The organism is Enterobacter cloacae complex sp. 2021EL-01169, from assembly GCF_020733125.1.
Classification (GTDB): Bacteria; Pseudomonadota; Gammaproteobacteria; order Enterobacterales; family Enterobacteriaceae; genus Enterobacter; species Enterobacter roggenkampii.
In genome coordinates, this window is record NZ_JAJFTC010000004.1 from 20,363 (window position 1) to 35,367 (window position 15,005).

The window sequence follows — 15,005 nt, forward strand, 5'->3', positions numbered from 1 at the left end:
GATTCCACCCTCCCAATTTAAGGTATTGTGATAATTGCAAAAGATCGGTAGTCTGAGGTTCCTTATGTTATCTGATAATACTCTGGCATAAGGAACCTTTCATGGAACACCTCCCGGTTAAAACAACGCTGCGCATTGCGCTGGTTGGCGATTACAATCCCAATGTTATTGCGCATCAGGCTATCCCGCTGGCCATTGACGACGCCGCTGCAGTGCTTGACCTCACCGCCGATTACGACTGGCTGGCCACGACGGAGCTAACAAGCGCTGAAGATCTGGTGGGCTACGATGCCATCTGGCTGGTTCCTGCCAGCCCCTATAAAAACACGGCGGCCGCTTTTATTGCCGCGCGCTACGCCCGTGAGAACGGCATCCCGTTCCTGGGCACCTGCGGCGGGTTCCAGCATGCGCTGATTGAGTATGCCCGAAACATGCTGGGCTGGGCTGATGCGGCACACGCTGAGACGGATACCGAAGGCACCATGGTGATTGCGCCGCTGACCTGCTCGCTGGTGGAAAAAACGGATGCCATTGAGCTGCGCAATAATACGCTGATCGCCAAAGCGTACGGCAAGCCCGAAATTGAAGAGGGGTATCACTGTAACTATGGCGTGTCGCCGGCGTTTGCGCAGGCGCTGGAAAGCGGTGATATGCATGTGACGGGCTGGGACGATCGGGGTGAAATTCGTGCCGCGGAGCTGGTGACGCACCCGTTCTTCGTGATCACCTTATTCCAGCATGAACGTGCCGCGCTGGAAGGACGCCCGGTCGTGCTGGTGCAGGCGATGCTGCGCGCAGCGCGCGGGTAAAAAAGGCAGACCCGGTGGTCTGCCTAAGGATTTAACGGGGCGCGATCTCCCGGTCTCGCCCGGCTAACACACCGCAGATAGCCATTATCACAGCGGCCAGCGCACAGCCCAGAAGCGGGATTTGCCAGTCTCCTGCGGTATCGTGAATTTTCCCCATCAGCGGCGGGCCGCAGGCGGCAAGCAGGTAGCCAATCGACTGTGCCATTCCGGAGAGCGCCGCCGCCTGGTGCGCAGAGCTGGCGCGCAGGCCGATGAACGTCAGGCCGAGGATCATTGTTGCCCCTGTGCCAAAGCCAAACATCAGCGTCCACATCACCGCCATTCCGGGCATAAACCATAATCCTGCCGCGCTTATCGCGCACATCAGGGCCACTAAGCCTGCGATCGCTCGCTGATCTTTCAGGCGGTGGAGGATCAGCGGAACGGCGAGTCCCGGCACGGCCGTGGCCAGCTGCAACAGACCGTGTACCGAACCGGCCTGCGCTTCGCTGTAGCCGTGGCTCAGCAATATCGCCGGCAGCCAGCCGATGATGACGTAGTAGATCAGCGAGTTAATTCCTAAAAAGAGCGTCACCTGCCAGGCGAGGGCCGAGCGCCAGAGCGCGCGGTTTTGCAGCGCGCCTGCGCCCGTTACCGTTGCGACGTGTTTCTGACGCCACTGCGGCAGCCAGAGCAGCAGTGCGACCAGCGGAAACGCCATCAGCATCAGCAGCGCGCCATGCCAGCCCGCGCTCCCCTGTGCAAGGGGAACGATCATCGCTGAGCCAAACGCCGCCGAGACGCCCATCGTCAGGGAATAGGCGCCGGTGAGCTTCGCCACCTGGCCCGGAAAATCACGCTTAATCAATCCCGGTAACAGCACGTTCCCGAGCGCAATACCGCAGCCGACGATCGCCGTTCCGATGAAAAGCAAAGCGGCGGAAGGCAGCGAGCGAACGGCAATCCCGGCGCAAATGAGCAGCAGGGCGATAAACAGGCTGCGCTCCATGCCGATACGCCGGGCAACGCCTGCGGCGAGCGGCGAGACAAGGGCGAAAGCCAGCAGGGGCAGGGTGGTCAGCAGACCGGTTTGCGCCGTGCTTAAGCCATAATCAAGACGAATGGTATCGAGCAGCGGCGCTGCGCCAGTAAAGGTGACGCGAAGCGTGGTGGCAATCATCAGGATGCCTGCAATCAACAGCGCGCCGTGTTTTCCTGAGGTGCGAATAGCAGTAGTCATTATGTTCTCATACGTTCAAGCGAGCGCACACAATACCGATTTTCTCAGCGGTTGAAATCAGGCTAAAATGACAGTTTATCGCTCATATCGGACAAACTGATGATTGGTCTGGGACTGGAAGGCTACGATCCGGATAGCCAGTACGATGCAGCCGTCGCATTTCGCATTCAGGTAGTGGCGGAGGAACAATATATTCCGCTTCATCACCACCGTAAGGGGCAGCTGATTCTGGCCCTCGGCGGCGCAATCACCTGTGAAGTGGAAAATGCCATGCTGATGGTGCCGCCCCAGTATGCCGTCTGGATCCCTAGACAGATGCCGCACAGCAACAGGGCCACGCCGGGCGCGCAGCTCTGCTTTTTGTTCATTGAGCCGGGGGCTGCCAGCCTGCCCGAGCGCTGCTGTACCCTGAAAATCTCCCCCCTGGTGCGGGAGCTGATTTTATCGCTCGCGGAAAAATCACGTGAACAGCTGCAGCTCGCGGCCACCTCGCGTCTGGTGGACGTCCTGTTTGACGAGCTGCCGCTCCAGCGACAGGAGCATCTGCAGCTGCCGGTGTCGCCCCATCCCAAAATCAGGCTGATGAGCGAGAAGATGGCGGAAGAGCCCGCCGCCTGGCAGACGCTAACGCAGTGGGCGAGCCACTTCGCCATGAGCGAGCGCAATCTGGCGCGGCTGGTGGTGAAAGAGACCGGTCTAAGCTTCCGCCGCTGGCGTCACCAGCTGCAGCTGATTGTGGCGTTACAGCATTTAATAAGCGGGAAATCGGTGCAGCAGGTGGCCCAGTCACTGGGCTATGACTCGACCACCGCGTTTATCACCATGTTCAGGAAGGGACTGGGCCAGACGCCGGCGCGTTATATGGCCAGCCTGACTACGACTTCCCAATAAACAGCGAGACAAGGCCTGCCGCAATCAGCGGGCCGACCGGCACGCCGCGAAAGAGCGCCACGCCCAGCACGGTGCCCACCAGCAGGCCCGCCACCAGCGAGGGCTGGCTGCTCATCAGCGTGACGCCGCGTCCGCCCAGCCATGACACAAAAATCCCCACCGCGATCGCCACCAGCGATTTCCAGTTTACAAACGAATGCAGCAGCGTTGAGGCGGGAAGCGTGCCGCTGGCGATGGGCGCCATTACCCCGATGGTTAAGATGATGATCCCGATGGTGAGGCCTTGTTTTTCTATCCACGGGAAAAAGGTATTTAACGGGGTCACGCGCACAATAATCAGCACCAGAATCGAGATGGCGACGGTGGTGTTATGGCTGATAAAGCCGAGCGCGGCGAGTGCCAGAAGAATGAGCAGAGTAGGGTCAAACATAGGGAATCCTTGCCAGAATAATGGTCCTGTTTACTGTACGCGCAAACGCGGCAGAGAACAGTGTTAAAAACATTTTATCGTTGTCATAACCTTGTCATTTACGCGGATTAAAACGAAAGCAGATATCGCTAAAGGGTCGCCATCATGAACGATCACATGTTTGTGGAAACGCTGATTATCTCCTCATCGTTTTTCGCTATTGCCGTTATTCTTGTTGCCTCCGTGCTGTTCCTGGAAAGAAAAGGCTGACAGGGGCGTCAGCCATCGCAGTTACGCTTTATGGAAGGTGACAAGCTCAGGACGGGCGATGCGCAGGTAATCCTGGGTATCCATAATCACGGATTTCTCCAGCAGGCCGGCGTTAAACGCGATTTCGTCAAAGCGCTCGAACAGCAGCGGGTCGGCAACCAGCGCCAGGTCAGGATGGAAGCTAAAGGGCGGGATAGCGCCGAAAACGCAGGCGGTCAGGGCATCGACTTCGGCAGGGCTGGCGAGGGAGGCCTTTAGCCCGCCAAAATGGCTGGCAAGCTGGCTCAGGTCAGCCTGCAGGTCGGCGGCGAGGATCGCCAGAACATGTTTCTTTACGCCGTTTCCCTTCACCTTGCAGACCAGGGCTTTAGCGCCTTGCCGCAGGTCGGTTCCGCGAATTTCACTTACCGCTTCACATTTCCCGACCGCCTCGTGCTCCATGACGCGAAAACGCGCGCCCTGCTCGGTGAGTAAGGTAATGAGCTGCTGGTGGGTTCCTGTGCCAATAACGTCGTCAGTCATAACGATTTTCCCGGTGATAATCCAGTATGCAGGGGTCTAGATTAGCACGGGATGAACGGGGTCGAAAGAAAACAGCCAGCGGGTTCGCTGGCTGTGGGATTATGCGTTGCTGGTAGCAGACTGCTTGTGGAACAGCTCTCTGAACACCGGATAAATGTCATCCTGGTCACGGATATGCTGCATGGCAAAATTATCGAACATCGACTGCAGATGCTCATACTCCCGCCACAGGGTCTGGTGCGCACGACGGGTGATTTCGATATAGCTGTAGTAACGCACCACCGGCAGAATTTTCTTCGCCAGAATCTCGTGACACAGCGGCGAGTCGTCGGCCCAGTTATCGCCATCCGACGCCTGAGCGGCATAAATGTTCCACTGTGCCGGGTCGTAGCGCTCTTTGACCACTTCATCCATCAGCTTCAGCGCGCTCGAGACGATGGTGCCCCCGGTTTCCTGCGAGTAGAAGAACTCATGTTCATCCACTTCTTTTGCCTGGGTATGGTGACGGATATAGACCACCTCGACGTTCTTATAGGTTCTGCTCAGGAACAGATAGAGCAGAATATAGAAGCGCTTTGCCATATCCTTGGTGGCCTGGTCCATCGAGCCGGACACGTCCATCAGACAGAACATCACCGCCTGGCTGGAGGGCTCAGGGCGTTTTTCGTAGTTCTTGTAGCGCAGGTCAAAGGTGTCGATAAACGGGACCCGTTCGATCTTCGCCCTCAGCTCTGCAATCTCTTTACGCAGGCGCTCCTCTTCCAGCAGTTGCGCCGGTTCCGTATTTTCCACCACCTTCAGGCTGCTCTCCAGCTCGCGCAGTTCGCGACGTTTGCCTGCCGTCATGGCCGTGCGTCGCGCCAGCGAGTTCTGCAACGAACGCACGACGCTGATGTTGGCGGGCACGCCGTTGGCGGTATAGCCCGCGCGGTGGGTTTTATATTCATTAAGCTGACGATGCTGATTCTTTTTCAGATTCGGCAGCGCCAGGTCTTCGAACAGCAGGTCGAGATATTCATCTTTTGAGATCTGGAAAACAAATTCGTCTTGGCCTTCACCGTCCTGGCTGGCCTGTCCCTGACCGCTTCCTGAACCACCGCCGCCGCCCTGAGGGCGCTCAATTCTGTCGTTCTGAACGAAGTGGTCATTACCTGGGTGTACGCGATGGCGCAGGCCGCCTCGCCCCTGATGAAACATCGGTTCGCTGATGTCATCGGTGGGGATGGAGACAGACTCGCCGCTGTCGACGTCGGTCACCGAGCGTTTGTTGATGGCCTCGGAGATAGACTGTTTAATTTGCGCTTTATAACGACGCAAGAAGCGCTGGCGGTTCACCGTGCTCTTGTTTTTGCCGTTAAGACGCCGGTCAATAAACCAGGTCATATACCCCCCGTACTGCATTTGCCAACTTGCATTTTGTAGGCCCGGCAGGCGCTAAGCGCCGCCGGGCACTTGTTTTAAGACGATTTACGCACGCGCAGGTACCATTCGCAGAGCAGGCGGACCTGTTTGCGGGTGTAGCCTTTTTCCATCATACGGTCGACAAAATCGTCGTGTTTTTTCTGTTCATCGGTTGAGGTTTTGGCGTTAAACGAGATCACCGGCAGCAGCTCTTCGGTATTGGAGAACATTTTCTTCTCAATGACCGTGCGCAGTTTCTCGTAGCTGGTCCAGTTCGGATTGCGCCCGTTGTTATGCGCTCTGGCGCGCAGGACGAAGTTCACAATCTCATTACGGAAGTCTTTCGGGTTGCTGATCCCGGCAGGCTTCTCGATTTTTTCCAGCTCCGCGTTCAGGGATTCACGGTCAAACAGCTGGCCGGTATCCGGGTCGCGGTACTCCTGATCCTGGATCCAGAAGTCAGCGTAGGTGACATAACGGTCAAAAATGTTCTGCCCGTATTCTGAATAGGATTCCAGGTAGGCCGTCTGGATCTCTTTGCCAATGAACTCGGCGTATTTCGGGATCAGGTAACCTTTCAGGAACTCAAGGTAGCGTTCAGCCTGCTCCTGCGGGAACTGCTCGCGCTCGATTTGCTGCTCCAGCACGTAGAACAGATGAACCGGGTTGGCCGCCACTTCCGCATGGTCGAAGTTAAAGACGCGGGAGAGGATCTTAAACGCGAAACGCGTGGACAGACCGTTCATCCCCTCATCAACCCCGGCATAGTCGCGATACTCCTGATACGACTTCGCTTTCGGATCGGTATCCTTCAGGCTTTCACCGTCGTAGACGCGCATTTTCGAATAGATGCTGGAGTTTTCCGGCTCTTTCAGACGTGAAAGGATGGAGAAGCGTGACAGCGTTTCCAGCGTGCCGGGCGCGCAGGGGGCATGCACCAGCTCACTGTGGTTAAGCAGTTTCTCGTAAATTTTGATCTCTTCGGAGATCCGCAGGCAGTAAGGCACCTTGACGATGTACACGCGGTCAAGGAAGGCCTCGTTGTTTTTGTTGTTACGGAAGGTCACCCATTCAGATTCGTTCGAGTGGGCAAGAATGATCCCGTTAAACGGCAGGGCGGAGATACCTTCCGTCCCGTTGTAGTTTCCTTCCTGAGTGGCCGTCAGCAGCGGATGCAGCACCTTGATGGGCGCTTTAAACATCTCGACGAATTCCATAATCCCCTGGTTAGCCCGGCACAGCGCGCCAGAGTAACCGTAGGCATCCGGGTCGTTTTGCGCGAAGTTTTCCAGCTTGCGGATGTCGACCTTACCGACCAGCGCCGAAATATCCTGGTTGTTCTCATCACCGGGTTCCGTTTTGGCGATGGCGATCTGTTCCAGGATCGACGGCCAGACTTTCACCACGCGGAATTTGGTGATGTCGCCACCAAACTCATGTAGGCGTTTTGCCGCCCACGGCGACATGATGGTGCCGAGGTAGCGACGCGGGATGCCGTACTCTTTATCCAGAATCTGCGCATCTTCCTGCGGATTGAACAAGCACAGCGGATGGTCGTTCACCGGGCTGCGCTCGCCATTGGCGCTCAGGACATAGATAGGCACGCGCTGCATCAGCGACTTCAGGCGTTCCGCCAGCGAGGATTTACCGCCGCCCACGGGGCCGAGTAAATAGAGGATCTGTTTCTTCTCTTCCAGACCCTGAGCGGCATGCTTCAGGTAGGAGACAATCTGCTCTATGGCATCTTCCATGCCATAGAACTCTTCAAACGCCGGGTATCGGGCGACCACCCGATTCGAAAAGAGACGGGAAAGCCGGGGTTCCAGGGCAGTGTCAACCATGTTTGGCTCACCAATAGCCATCAATAGCCGTTCTGCCGCATTGGCATAGGCACTGCGATCTTGCCGACAGATGGTAAGAAACTCCTGCAGTGTGAACTCTTCGTCCTTGGCAGCTTCATAGCGCTGGCGATAGTGATCGAATATATTCATGGCATGCCGTCCTTTCGTTTTTTAGCACAGGATAAGAGCCGTTCGTATGAGTAGTGGAGGCTCCCGGAAGAGAATCTCTCGCACCTCACTGCCAGAGCAGCAACCTGTGTGCCAGGTCAGACGCTAAGAACCGCAGGGTGTTCAGGAAAACTCTTCTTAAATTAAAGCGTAGATGGCATTTGCAAAACTTGCATGCCCATAAAATCTACTTTCAATGACATATCAATAACTCATCCAAAAATTTCCACTCTGGTAATAAGGCAAAAGCACATTTTTCATTCAGCGGTCATGTAAATGAAAGCCGGTTGTCATCTGATAAGTTAAAAATAATGGGTTAATCAGACTGATTAGCAGGCAAAAAATTTTGGGATGTACGGGAATGGCGGTTACACTTCACCCGCTGATTATTTGACTACAGGAAAGAATGGATTGTGACCAAACTCAAACTTCTGGCATTAGGCATCCTTGCCGCGACCGCAGTAAGCACCGCACAGGCGGAAAGTCAGTGGACGGTTGGCGCGGGTGTTGGCGTCATTAACAGCCCGTACAAACAGTATGACCGTGATGTTTATCCTGTGCCGGTTATCACCTATGAAGGCGATAACGTCTGGTTCCGTGGGCTCGGCGGCGGCTACTATCTGTGGAACGATACGGCCGATAAGCTTTCCATCATGGCGTACTACGATCCTACGCACTTCAAGCCGGGTGACAGCGACAGCCACGCGCTTCGCCAGCTCGACAAGCGTAAAAGCTCGATGATGGCCGGCCTCTCTTATGTGCATAACACCCAGTATGGCTTCCTGCGTACGGCCCTGGCAGGCGATACGCTGGATAACAGCAACGGCTTTATCTGGGATCTGGCGTGGCTGTACCGTTACACCAACGGTGGTCTGACCCTGACGCCGGGTATTGGTGTGCAGTACAACAGCGAGAACTACAATGACTACTATTATGGCGTCTCTAAAAACGAGTCCCGTCGTAGCGGTCTGAAGAGCTACAGCGCAGATGACGGCTGGGATCCGTACCTGGAGCTGACCGCGAGCTATAACTTCCTTGGCGACTGGAGCGTGTACGGTACTGGCCGTTATGAGCGTCTGAGCGATGAAGTGAAAGACAGCCCGATGGTCGATAAGTCCTGGGCAGGCATCTTTTCTGTCGGTGTGACCTACAAGTTCTGATTGCGCACTTATATTGTGCAATTGGTGCATCAAAACGGGGCGCTTGCGCCCCGTTTGCTTTAGTGTGGTGCAGCGAGATTATCGCTTAATAATGCGGATCGTCTGACCTAAACGAGATGGCTTTTCTTCACTCGCTTTCTGCGGGGCAGTCACGCAGGCCGTTTCCACGCAGACAAACGTTTTATAACCGTCGTCAGGCACGTCGGCCATGCTGACAGACAGTGCAGGGCCCGGGTTCCAGCCCACCACGTTGCTGTGATGGTGATGTACTACCTCAATGCCGCGGTTCAGGGCACCGTCGTGGATCATGCTGCATGCTTCCGGATGCAGATAGACGCGGTCGGTACGGTCAGGAAACGCCTGAACGCCGTCGCTGAGTTTGCCTTCTTTCGCGTTGTCGACTTTATCGATAAAGGTATCGCCAAGACCGCTCACCTTCACAGCGCTGATGTCACCCACGTTGAAATAGGTGTGCAGGGCGGAGGTGGTTTCGAACTCGCCGTGGGCTTCCAGTTCGATTTCACAGGTTTTACCCAGCTTAAAGCGGGCGTACAGGGTGAAATCGTGCGGCCACAGGGCGCGCGTTTCGTCATTAGCCTGCAGCTCAAAGGTCAGCACGGCGCCGCTGTCGTCTTCGTTATGCGCTTTCAGGGTCCACTGCTGGTTACGGGCAAAACCGTGAGAAGGCAAACCCGGCTGTGTGGACGGGCCAAACCACGGCCAGCAGATCGGTACGCCACCACGGATTGCAGCCCCTTTTTTGAAGGAGGTCGCATCACTGAGCCACAATCCCTCAACTTCACCCTCCGGCTTCCAGGAGAGCAGGTGGGCGCCGTTCAGCGCCACGGAGGCCTTAACGCGTGGATGGTCAACGACGATAACGTCAGCACCGTCAATCTGGCGGCGGGAGAGCACAGGGGTAAGTTGTTCGACTACCGGAAGTGCAAAAATTTTATTAATCATTAAGCAATCCTCTGTCTTATAAATAAAAAAGGCGACCGAAGTCGCCTTTTTGGATCAAACACTCATCTCAACTTATTTGGAGATGTGAGCGATCAGGTCCAGTACTTTGTTAGAGTAGCCGGTTTCGTTGTCGTACCAGGATACCAGTTTAACGAAGTTGTCGTTCAGTGCGATACCTGCTTTAGCATCGAACACGGAAGTGCACACTTCGCCGTTGAAATCGGTAGAAACAACGTCGTCTTCGGTGTAACCCAGAACGCCTTTCATTGGGCCTTCGGAAGCAGCTTTAATTGCTTTCTTAATTTCTTCATAAGAAGCAGCTTTTTCCAGACGAACGGTCAGGTCAACAACGGATACGTTAGGAGTTGGAACGCGGAACGCCATACCAGTCAGTTTGCCATTCAGTTCTGGCAGTACTTTACCTACAGCTTTAGCCGCACCGGTAGAGGATGGGATGATGTTCTGAGCCGCGCCACGGCCGCCGCGCCAGTCTTTGTGAGACGGGCCATCAACGGTTTTCTGAGTAGCGGTGGTTGCGTGAACGGTAGTCATCAGACCTTCGATGATGCCGAAGTTGTCGTTGATAACTTTAGCCAGCGGTGCCAGGCAGTTGGTGGTGCAGGATGCGTTGGAAACGATGTCCTGGCCAGCGTAAGTTTCGAAGTTTGCACCACGAACGAACATTGGGGTGTTGTCTTTGGAAGGACCCGTCAGAACAACTTTCTTCGCACCCGCAGTGATGTGTTTACGTGCAGTTTCGTCGGTCAGGAAGATACCGGTTGCTTCAGCAACAACGTCAACACCAATTTCGTTCCATTTCAGGTTAGCTGGGTCTTTCTCAGCAGTAACGCGGATGGTTTTGCCATTTACAACCAGGTGGCCGTCTTTCACTTCAACGGTGCCGTCGAAACGACCGTGAGTTGAGTCGTACTTCAGCATGTACGCCATGTATTCAGCGTCCAGGAGATCGTTGATACCAACGATTTCGATGTCAGAACGTTTCTGAGCAGCACGGAAAACAATACGGCCGATACGGCCAAAACCGTTGATACCTACTTTGATAGTCATATATTCCACCAGCTATTTGTTAGTGAATAAAAGGTTGCCTGTAAAATTACAAAAACCTTACGCAGCGTCAAGCGGAATCGTGTCAATCATTGCGACAAATCAATCCTGTGACTAACGTTTGTGCGACTGACTCGCCTCACTTTCCCTTTGAGCTTGCAACCACATGGGGGCTGCGCCCGGAATTTTAAAGTCCTCGCAGGATAAAAATGTGAATATGATCACAATTGCCTGACCGCCTTTTCGCGACACATAAGTTTAGATCAAAAGTGCACGCAAGGGTGTTAATGTTTTGTTAGAATGCGGGGTAAAAGATGTCTGTTTCTACAGCGAGATGTAAGCATATGTCGAACCAACGTAACCCCGACGATTTGAAAAAAAACCTCACAGAAATGCAGTTTTACGTGACGCAAAACCACGGGACGGAACCGCCGTTCACCGGGCGTTTACTGCACAACAAGCGAGACGGCGTCTACCACTGCCTGGTCTGTGATGCTCCGCTGTTCAATTCCCAAACGAAATTTGATTCGGGCTGCGGCTGGCCGAGCTTTTACGAGCCGGTGAGCGATGAGGCTATCCGCTATCTGACCGACTCGTCGCACGGTATGGTGCGCACCGAAATTCGCTGCGGCAACTGCGATGCGCACCTTGGACACGTCTTCCCAGATGGCCCTCAGCCAACGGGCGAGCGTTTCTGCGTGAATTCAGCCTCAATGAGCTTCACTGACGACGAAAACGGCGACCAGATCAAGGGTTGAAAAAACGATTCAGCAAATTATTCCTTTAAAAGGGCGGGATTGTGAATATTGAAGACATGATTAGCGGTATGACGCCGGAGATTTATCAGCGTCTGGTCACCGCCGTAGAGCTGGGAAAATGGCCCGATGGCGTCGCGCTGACCCCGGAGCAGAAAGAGAACAGCCTGCAGCTGGTGATGCTGTGGCAGGCGCGCAACAACACCGACGCGCAGCACATGACGATCGACACCCGTGGCCAGATGGTGATGAAGAGCAAGCGTGAGCTGAAAGAGGACTTTGGTATCACCCCGAAGCCGATTGCGACTTTCAAATAAGGCTCTCCCTGTAGGCCGGGTAAGCGTGAGTGCCACCCGGCACACTACACCTTAGTGTGGGATCCCGAGCGACGCCGCCAGCTGCTTCGCTAACTGGTTTTCATCATCCGCGCCGTACTCCCAGAACATCGCCCCGGCGAGACCTTTCTCTTTGATGTAGTCCGCTTTGATCGCCACGGATCGCGGGTTCTCATACGAAATCGCAAACAGCGCGTTGCCATCGGCACCCTTCACCGAAAGCCACGGCACCTTTGCCTGGTCGTCCCAGTGTTCAGTAAAGCGTTTCTGCGGATCGTTCAGCAGCTTTTTGACGATATCGTTGTACTTCACGTAGGTATCTTTGGTCAGGTCATAGCCGAGCGACTTGAACAACCCGATCTCCTGCGGCCCGAAGTAGGGCTGAGTGGCCGGATTTTTTTGCGCATTGGGTTTCGTCCAGTCAATGCCCGGCTCCACGGCGCGTTTCGGTACGCGGCCATAGAAACCAATCCCGAGATTCATCTGCTGTGGCTTCAGCCCGGCGGCCAGATAGTTGTTCACCACAAAATCGACGCTGTATTTGTCCGCGGCGGCCACCGTCGGCCAGGCGCTGGAGTCGTACAGGTTGGCATTGAAATACTGCGTGCCGTACGCCATGTCGTAGGTCATCAGGTTGATGTAATCGAGCAGGGGCGCAATGGCTTTCACATCCACCCAGCTTTTCGGACTTTCCGCATTCGCGCCTACCGCAATGGTCACCAGCTTTTTATGCCCGAACGCGTCGCGCATCTCCTTCAGCAGGGCGGTAAAGTTATCCCGGTCGGCAGGCTGGCTAGCCACCAGGCCCCAGGCGCCGTTGACCGGATACTCCCAATCGAGGTCGATCCCGTCCAGACCATATTTTTCAACAATCTCCTGCGCGGAGCGGATGAACACTGCGCGGCTCTCTTGGGTTGCCGCTGCGCCAGAGAAGCCACGCGCGCCCCAGCCGCCGACGGAGAGCAGGACCTTAAGATTTGGGTTTTGCTTACGCAGGGTGGGGATCAAGGCCAGGTCGGACGCCACTTTTGGCGATAGCCAGATTTGATGCAGCTTCGCCGGATCTTTCAGCGCGGCGTTGGTTTCGTCTTTTTCGTCGTTATAGACCAGACCAAACGAGTAGTTCAGGTGGGTGATCTGGCGAACGTCCAGCTTATTGATATCGCCACCCGGTCCGGCGGTGACGTCGCCACCCCCGTTAAAGTAGCCCACGGACATCAGGGAACTGGCGGAGGCAACTGACGCGCAAAGCAAGGGTAGTGCTGCCAGCAAGGGCAAACGTTTCATACAAGTTCCTCTTTGACTTAATAAAATTAACCACGCCACGGAAAAGGCGTGGCGAAAAAACAGCCTGAAGAGAATAGCATTGCCGCTTCGCTGAGGTTGCGAGGGAGTTCACTTTATGGGGATCGGAGGGGGAGTTTTGCCGGGTGGCGCTGACGCTTACCCGGCCTACAAAACCAAAGAAGTCGGCCGGGTAAGGCGCAGCCGCCACCCGGCTTAAAAGACTACGCCTGCGTTTCCAGCCAGTCTTCGAGCGTATACAGCGTCGCGCCTTCCGCAGCCATATCCATAAACGCCTGAGCGCTGTCCTGCGGATGAATGTTCACCCCGCGGCAGCCGTCGGTGATGACGCTGACGGTGTAGCCAAGCTGAAGCGCATCCAGCACGGTGAACTTCACGCAGTAGTCCGTTGCCAGCCCCAGTACAATCAGCTCGGTGATTTCATGGTGACGTAACCAGGCGTCCAGCGCCGTTTTCTGGCGATGCCCGTTATCAAAAAACGCGCTATAGCTGTCGATAGCCGGGTTTTCACCTTTATGGAACACCGCGTCGATGGCGTTCTGGTTCAGGAGCGGATGTAACTCCGCGCCTTCCGTTTGCTGTACGCAGTGATCCGGCCAAAAAGTTTGCGCCAGCCCGTCGAGTTCACCGTGGGTGAAGGGCTCGACATTGTGCTGGCTGGCAAAGCTGCCGTGATTTGCCGGGTGCCAGTCCTGGCTTGCGACAACTGCTTCACCACGGGCTTTGCACCAGTCAATCAGCGTGTTGGCCACGTCAACGGTGCTGTCACCTTCGGCGACGGCCAGCGCACCGCCCGCGCAGAAATCATTTTGCAAATCGACCAGGAGCAGGGCGCGTTGCTTCATGAGACCTCCTTATTCGTCAGGTGTCAGTTCGCCGCGCAGGTTTTGCATCATCGCGCTGCGAATGGACTGAATGTCCAGATCCTGACTCAATAAATAGTGAAGTTTAGTCAGCGTTGCCTCAACGGTCATATCGAAACCGCTGATCACGCCCGCATGCGCCAGCGCGTTGCCGGTGGCATAGCCGCCCATATTCACTTTACCGGACATACACTGGGTCAGGTTTACCACCACAATTCCGCGCTCGCTGGCTTCCTGAAGCTCTTTCAGAAACTCGCCGTTTTGCGGCGCATTGCCCACGCCATAGGAGCGCAGGATAAGCGCTTTCACCGGCTGGCGCAGGAAGTTACGCACCACGTCCGCAGAGATACCCGGATAAATGGTCACCACGCCAATCGGTTGCGGAGTAATCGGATGCACAATCAGCTCGCCCGCGGTGTTCGGCGCAGGAGGGGTTCCCAGACGACGGATATGAATCCCGGCCTCCAGCAGCGGCTGCAGGTTGGGTGAGGCAAAGGCGTCAAAGCCGTCAGCGTGGGCTTTGGTGGTGCGGTTCCCGCGATACAGACGGTTGTTAAAGAACAACGACACTTCGTTAATCGGGTAATTCGCCGCCACGTACAGGGAGTTCAGCAGGTTGATCTGCCCGTCAGAGCGCAGCTCCGCCAGCGGAATTTGCGATCCGGTGACGATAACCGGCTTGCTCAGGTTCTCCAGCATGAAGGAGAGCGCCGAGGCGGTAAATGCCATGGTGTCGGTACCGTGCAGGATCACGAAGCCGTCGTACTGGTCGTAATGGGCTTTAATGTCATCCGCGATGTGCTGCCAGTCTTCCGGCGTCATGTCGGAGGAGTCCATCAGCGGCTCGTATTCGTGGATGGTGAAGTCAGGCATTTCCGGACGGTGGAATTCGGGCATCAGCGCAAGCTGACGCTGCAGGTGGCCGGAGACGGGGATATAGCCGTTTTCAGAGCGCTGCATACCGATGGTACCGCCAGTGTAGGCTACATAAATCGATTTCTTCTGCATGGTAGTGAGTTCTTGTTCTTC

At 55.5% G+C, this 15,005-nt stretch carries 16 protein-coding genes; 6 read left to right on the forward strand and 10 right to left on the reverse strand.

The window, feature by feature from the left end; all coding sequences use genetic code 11:
* Positions 1–101: 101 nt before the first annotated feature.
* Positions 102–809, forward strand: coding sequence for a CTP synthase (locus tag LLF79_RS13115; protein ID WP_227879610.1), 708 nt, complete (start codon positions 102–104; stop codon positions 807–809).
* Positions 810–840: 31 nt separating this feature from the next.
* Here LLF79_RS13115 and LLF79_RS13120 read toward each other — a convergent pair whose 3' ends face one another.
* A complete protein-coding gene (locus LLF79_RS13120; protein ID WP_021241045.1) occupies positions 841–2,028 on the reverse strand; it encodes a CynX/NimT family MFS transporter in 1,188 nt (395 codons plus the stop codon).
* A gap of 99 nt (positions 2,029–2,127) precedes the next feature.
* Between LLF79_RS13120 and LLF79_RS13125 the strand changes: the two genes are divergently transcribed.
* Entirely contained in the window at positions 2,128–2,919 is a 792-nt protein-coding gene (locus tag LLF79_RS13125) for a helix-turn-helix domain-containing protein (RefSeq protein WP_274620948.1), read from the forward strand.
* Here LLF79_RS13125 and LLF79_RS13130 read toward each other — a convergent pair.
* Positions 2,903–3,349: a DUF441 domain-containing protein gene (locus LLF79_RS13130; RefSeq protein WP_008500737.1), complete on the reverse strand. Its 447-nt coding sequence runs from the start codon at positions 3,347–3,349 to the stop codon at positions 2,903–2,905. The genes LLF79_RS13125 and LLF79_RS13130 overlap by 17 nt on opposite strands.
* Before the next feature lie 144 nt (positions 3,350–3,493).
* On the opposite strand from LLF79_RS13130, the gene yoaI reads away from it, so the two are divergent.
* A complete protein-coding gene (gene yoaI, locus LLF79_RS13135; RefSeq protein WP_010430055.1) occupies positions 3,494–3,598 on the forward strand; it encodes a small membrane protein YoaI in 105 nt (34 codons plus the stop codon).
* Between the two features lie 21 nt (positions 3,599–3,619).
* Here yoaI and LLF79_RS13140 read toward each other — a convergent pair whose 3' ends face one another.
* The 3 genes from LLF79_RS13140 to yeaG form a co-directional block, all read right to left on the reverse strand.
* Entirely contained in the window at positions 3,620–4,120 is a 501-nt protein-coding gene (locus LLF79_RS13140) for a YbaK/prolyl-tRNA synthetase associated domain-containing protein (RefSeq protein ID WP_008500735.1), read from the reverse strand.
* Between the two features lie 99 nt (positions 4,121–4,219).
* Positions 4,220–5,503, reverse strand: a complete 1,284-nt coding sequence (locus tag LLF79_RS13145) for a YeaH/YhbH family protein (protein WP_023292702.1) — start codon at positions 5,501–5,503, stop codon at positions 4,220–4,222.
* 74 nt (positions 5,504–5,577) lie between these two features.
* Positions 5,578–7,512, reverse strand: coding sequence for a protein kinase YeaG (gene yeaG / locus LLF79_RS13150; protein WP_008500713.1), 1,935 nt, complete (start codon positions 7,510–7,512; stop codon positions 5,578–5,580).
* A 431-nt stretch (positions 7,513–7,943) separates the two neighbouring features.
* Between yeaG and LLF79_RS13155 the strand changes: the two genes are divergently transcribed.
* A complete protein-coding gene (locus LLF79_RS13155; protein ID WP_021241048.1) occupies positions 7,944–8,690 on the forward strand; it encodes a MipA/OmpV family protein in 747 nt (248 codons plus the stop codon).
* Between the two features lie 78 nt (positions 8,691–8,768).
* Here the strand turns inward: LLF79_RS13155 and LLF79_RS13160 are convergent, their stop codons facing one another.
* The gene (locus LLF79_RS13160; protein WP_039023801.1) at positions 8,769–9,653 is read right to left on the reverse strand and encodes a D-hexose-6-phosphate mutarotase; all 885 of its coding nucleotides are present in this window, start codon (positions 9,651–9,653) and stop codon (positions 8,769–8,771) included.
* Between the two features lie 72 nt (positions 9,654–9,725).
* Positions 9,726–10,721 (reverse strand): glyceraldehyde-3-phosphate dehydrogenase, encoded by a 996-nt coding sequence (gene gapA, locus LLF79_RS13165; RefSeq protein WP_006809136.1) that lies wholly within the window; start codon positions 10,719–10,721, stop codon positions 9,726–9,728.
* A 341-nt stretch (positions 10,722–11,062) separates the two neighbouring features.
* Here gapA and msrB point away from each other — a divergent pair, with 341 nt between their 5' ends.
* Positions 11,063–11,476 (forward strand): peptide-methionine (R)-S-oxide reductase MsrB, encoded by a 414-nt coding sequence (gene msrB / locus LLF79_RS13170; RefSeq protein ID WP_008500710.1) that lies wholly within the window; start codon positions 11,063–11,065, stop codon positions 11,474–11,476.
* Positions 11,477–11,517: 41 nt separating this feature from the next.
* Positions 11,518–11,790, forward strand: a complete 273-nt coding sequence (locus tag LLF79_RS13175; RefSeq protein WP_023327144.1) for a YeaC family protein — start codon at positions 11,518–11,520, stop codon at positions 11,788–11,790.
* A 51-nt stretch (positions 11,791–11,841) separates the two neighbouring features.
* Here LLF79_RS13175 and LLF79_RS13180 read toward each other — a convergent pair whose 3' ends face one another.
* The 3 genes from LLF79_RS13180 to ansA form a co-directional block, all read right to left on the reverse strand.
* On the reverse strand, positions 11,842–13,095 hold the full coding sequence (locus LLF79_RS13180) for a glycoside hydrolase family 18 protein (RefSeq protein WP_039023802.1): 1,254 nt from the start codon (positions 13,093–13,095) through the stop codon (positions 11,842–11,844).
* A 221-nt stretch (positions 13,096–13,316) separates the two neighbouring features.
* Positions 13,317–13,958 carry a bifunctional nicotinamidase/pyrazinamidase gene (pncA, locus tag LLF79_RS13185; protein ID WP_039023803.1) on the reverse strand — a complete coding sequence of 214 codons (642 nt, stop codon included), beginning with the start codon at positions 13,956–13,958 and terminating at the stop codon, positions 13,317–13,319.
* 9 nt (positions 13,959–13,967) lie between these two features.
* Positions 13,968–14,984: an asparaginase gene (gene ansA / locus LLF79_RS13190; RefSeq protein ID WP_008500705.1), complete on the reverse strand. Its 1,017-nt coding sequence runs from the start codon at positions 14,982–14,984 to the stop codon at positions 13,968–13,970.
* Between the last annotated feature and the right edge of the window lie 21 nt (positions 14,985–15,005).

Excerpts from the sequence above, each read along its gene's own strand:
- LLF79_RS13115 (WP_227879610.1), top strand. The coding sequence starts at position 102 with ATGGAACACCTCCCGGTTAAAACAACGCTGCGCATTGCGCTGGTTGGC.
- LLF79_RS13120 (WP_021241045.1), bottom strand. The coding sequence starts at position 2,028 with ATGACTACTGCTATTCGCACCTCAGGAAAACACGGCGCGCTGTTGATT.
- LLF79_RS13125 (WP_274620948.1), top strand. The coding sequence starts at position 2,128 with ATGATTGGTCTGGGACTGGAAGGCTACGATCCGGATAGCCAGTACGAT.
- LLF79_RS13130 (WP_008500737.1), bottom strand. The coding sequence starts at position 3,349 with ATGTTTGACCCTACTCTGCTCATTCTTCTGGCACTCGCCGCGCTCGGC.
- yoaI (WP_010430055.1), top strand. The coding sequence starts at position 3,494 with ATGAACGATCACATGTTTGTGGAAACGCTGATTATCTCCTCATCGTTT.
- LLF79_RS13140 (WP_008500735.1), bottom strand. The coding sequence starts at position 4,120 with ATGACTGACGACGTTATTGGCACAGGAACCCACCAGCAGCTCATTACC.
- LLF79_RS13145 (WP_023292702.1), bottom strand. The coding sequence starts at position 5,503 with ATGACCTGGTTTATTGACCGGCGTCTTAACGGCAAAAACAAGAGCACG.
- yeaG (WP_008500713.1), bottom strand. The coding sequence starts at position 7,512 with ATGAATATATTCGATCACTATCGCCAGCGCTATGAAGCTGCCAAGGAC.
- LLF79_RS13160 (WP_039023801.1), bottom strand. The coding sequence starts at position 9,653 with ATGATTAATAAAATTTTTGCACTTCCGGTAGTCGAACAACTTACCCCT.
- gapA (WP_006809136.1), bottom strand. The coding sequence starts at position 10,721 with ATGACTATCAAAGTAGGTATCAACGGTTTTGGCCGTATCGGCCGTATT.
- msrB (WP_008500710.1), top strand. The coding sequence starts at position 11,063 with ATGTCGAACCAACGTAACCCCGACGATTTGAAAAAAAACCTCACAGAA.
- LLF79_RS13180 (WP_039023802.1), bottom strand. The coding sequence starts at position 13,095 with ATGAAACGTTTGCCCTTGCTGGCAGCACTACCCTTGCTTTGCGCGTCA.
- pncA (WP_039023803.1), bottom strand. The coding sequence starts at position 13,958 with ATGAAGCAACGCGCCCTGCTCCTGGTCGATTTGCAAAATGATTTCTGC.
- ansA (WP_008500705.1), bottom strand. The coding sequence starts at position 14,984 with ATGCAGAAGAAATCGATTTATGTAGCCTACACTGGCGGTACCATCGGT.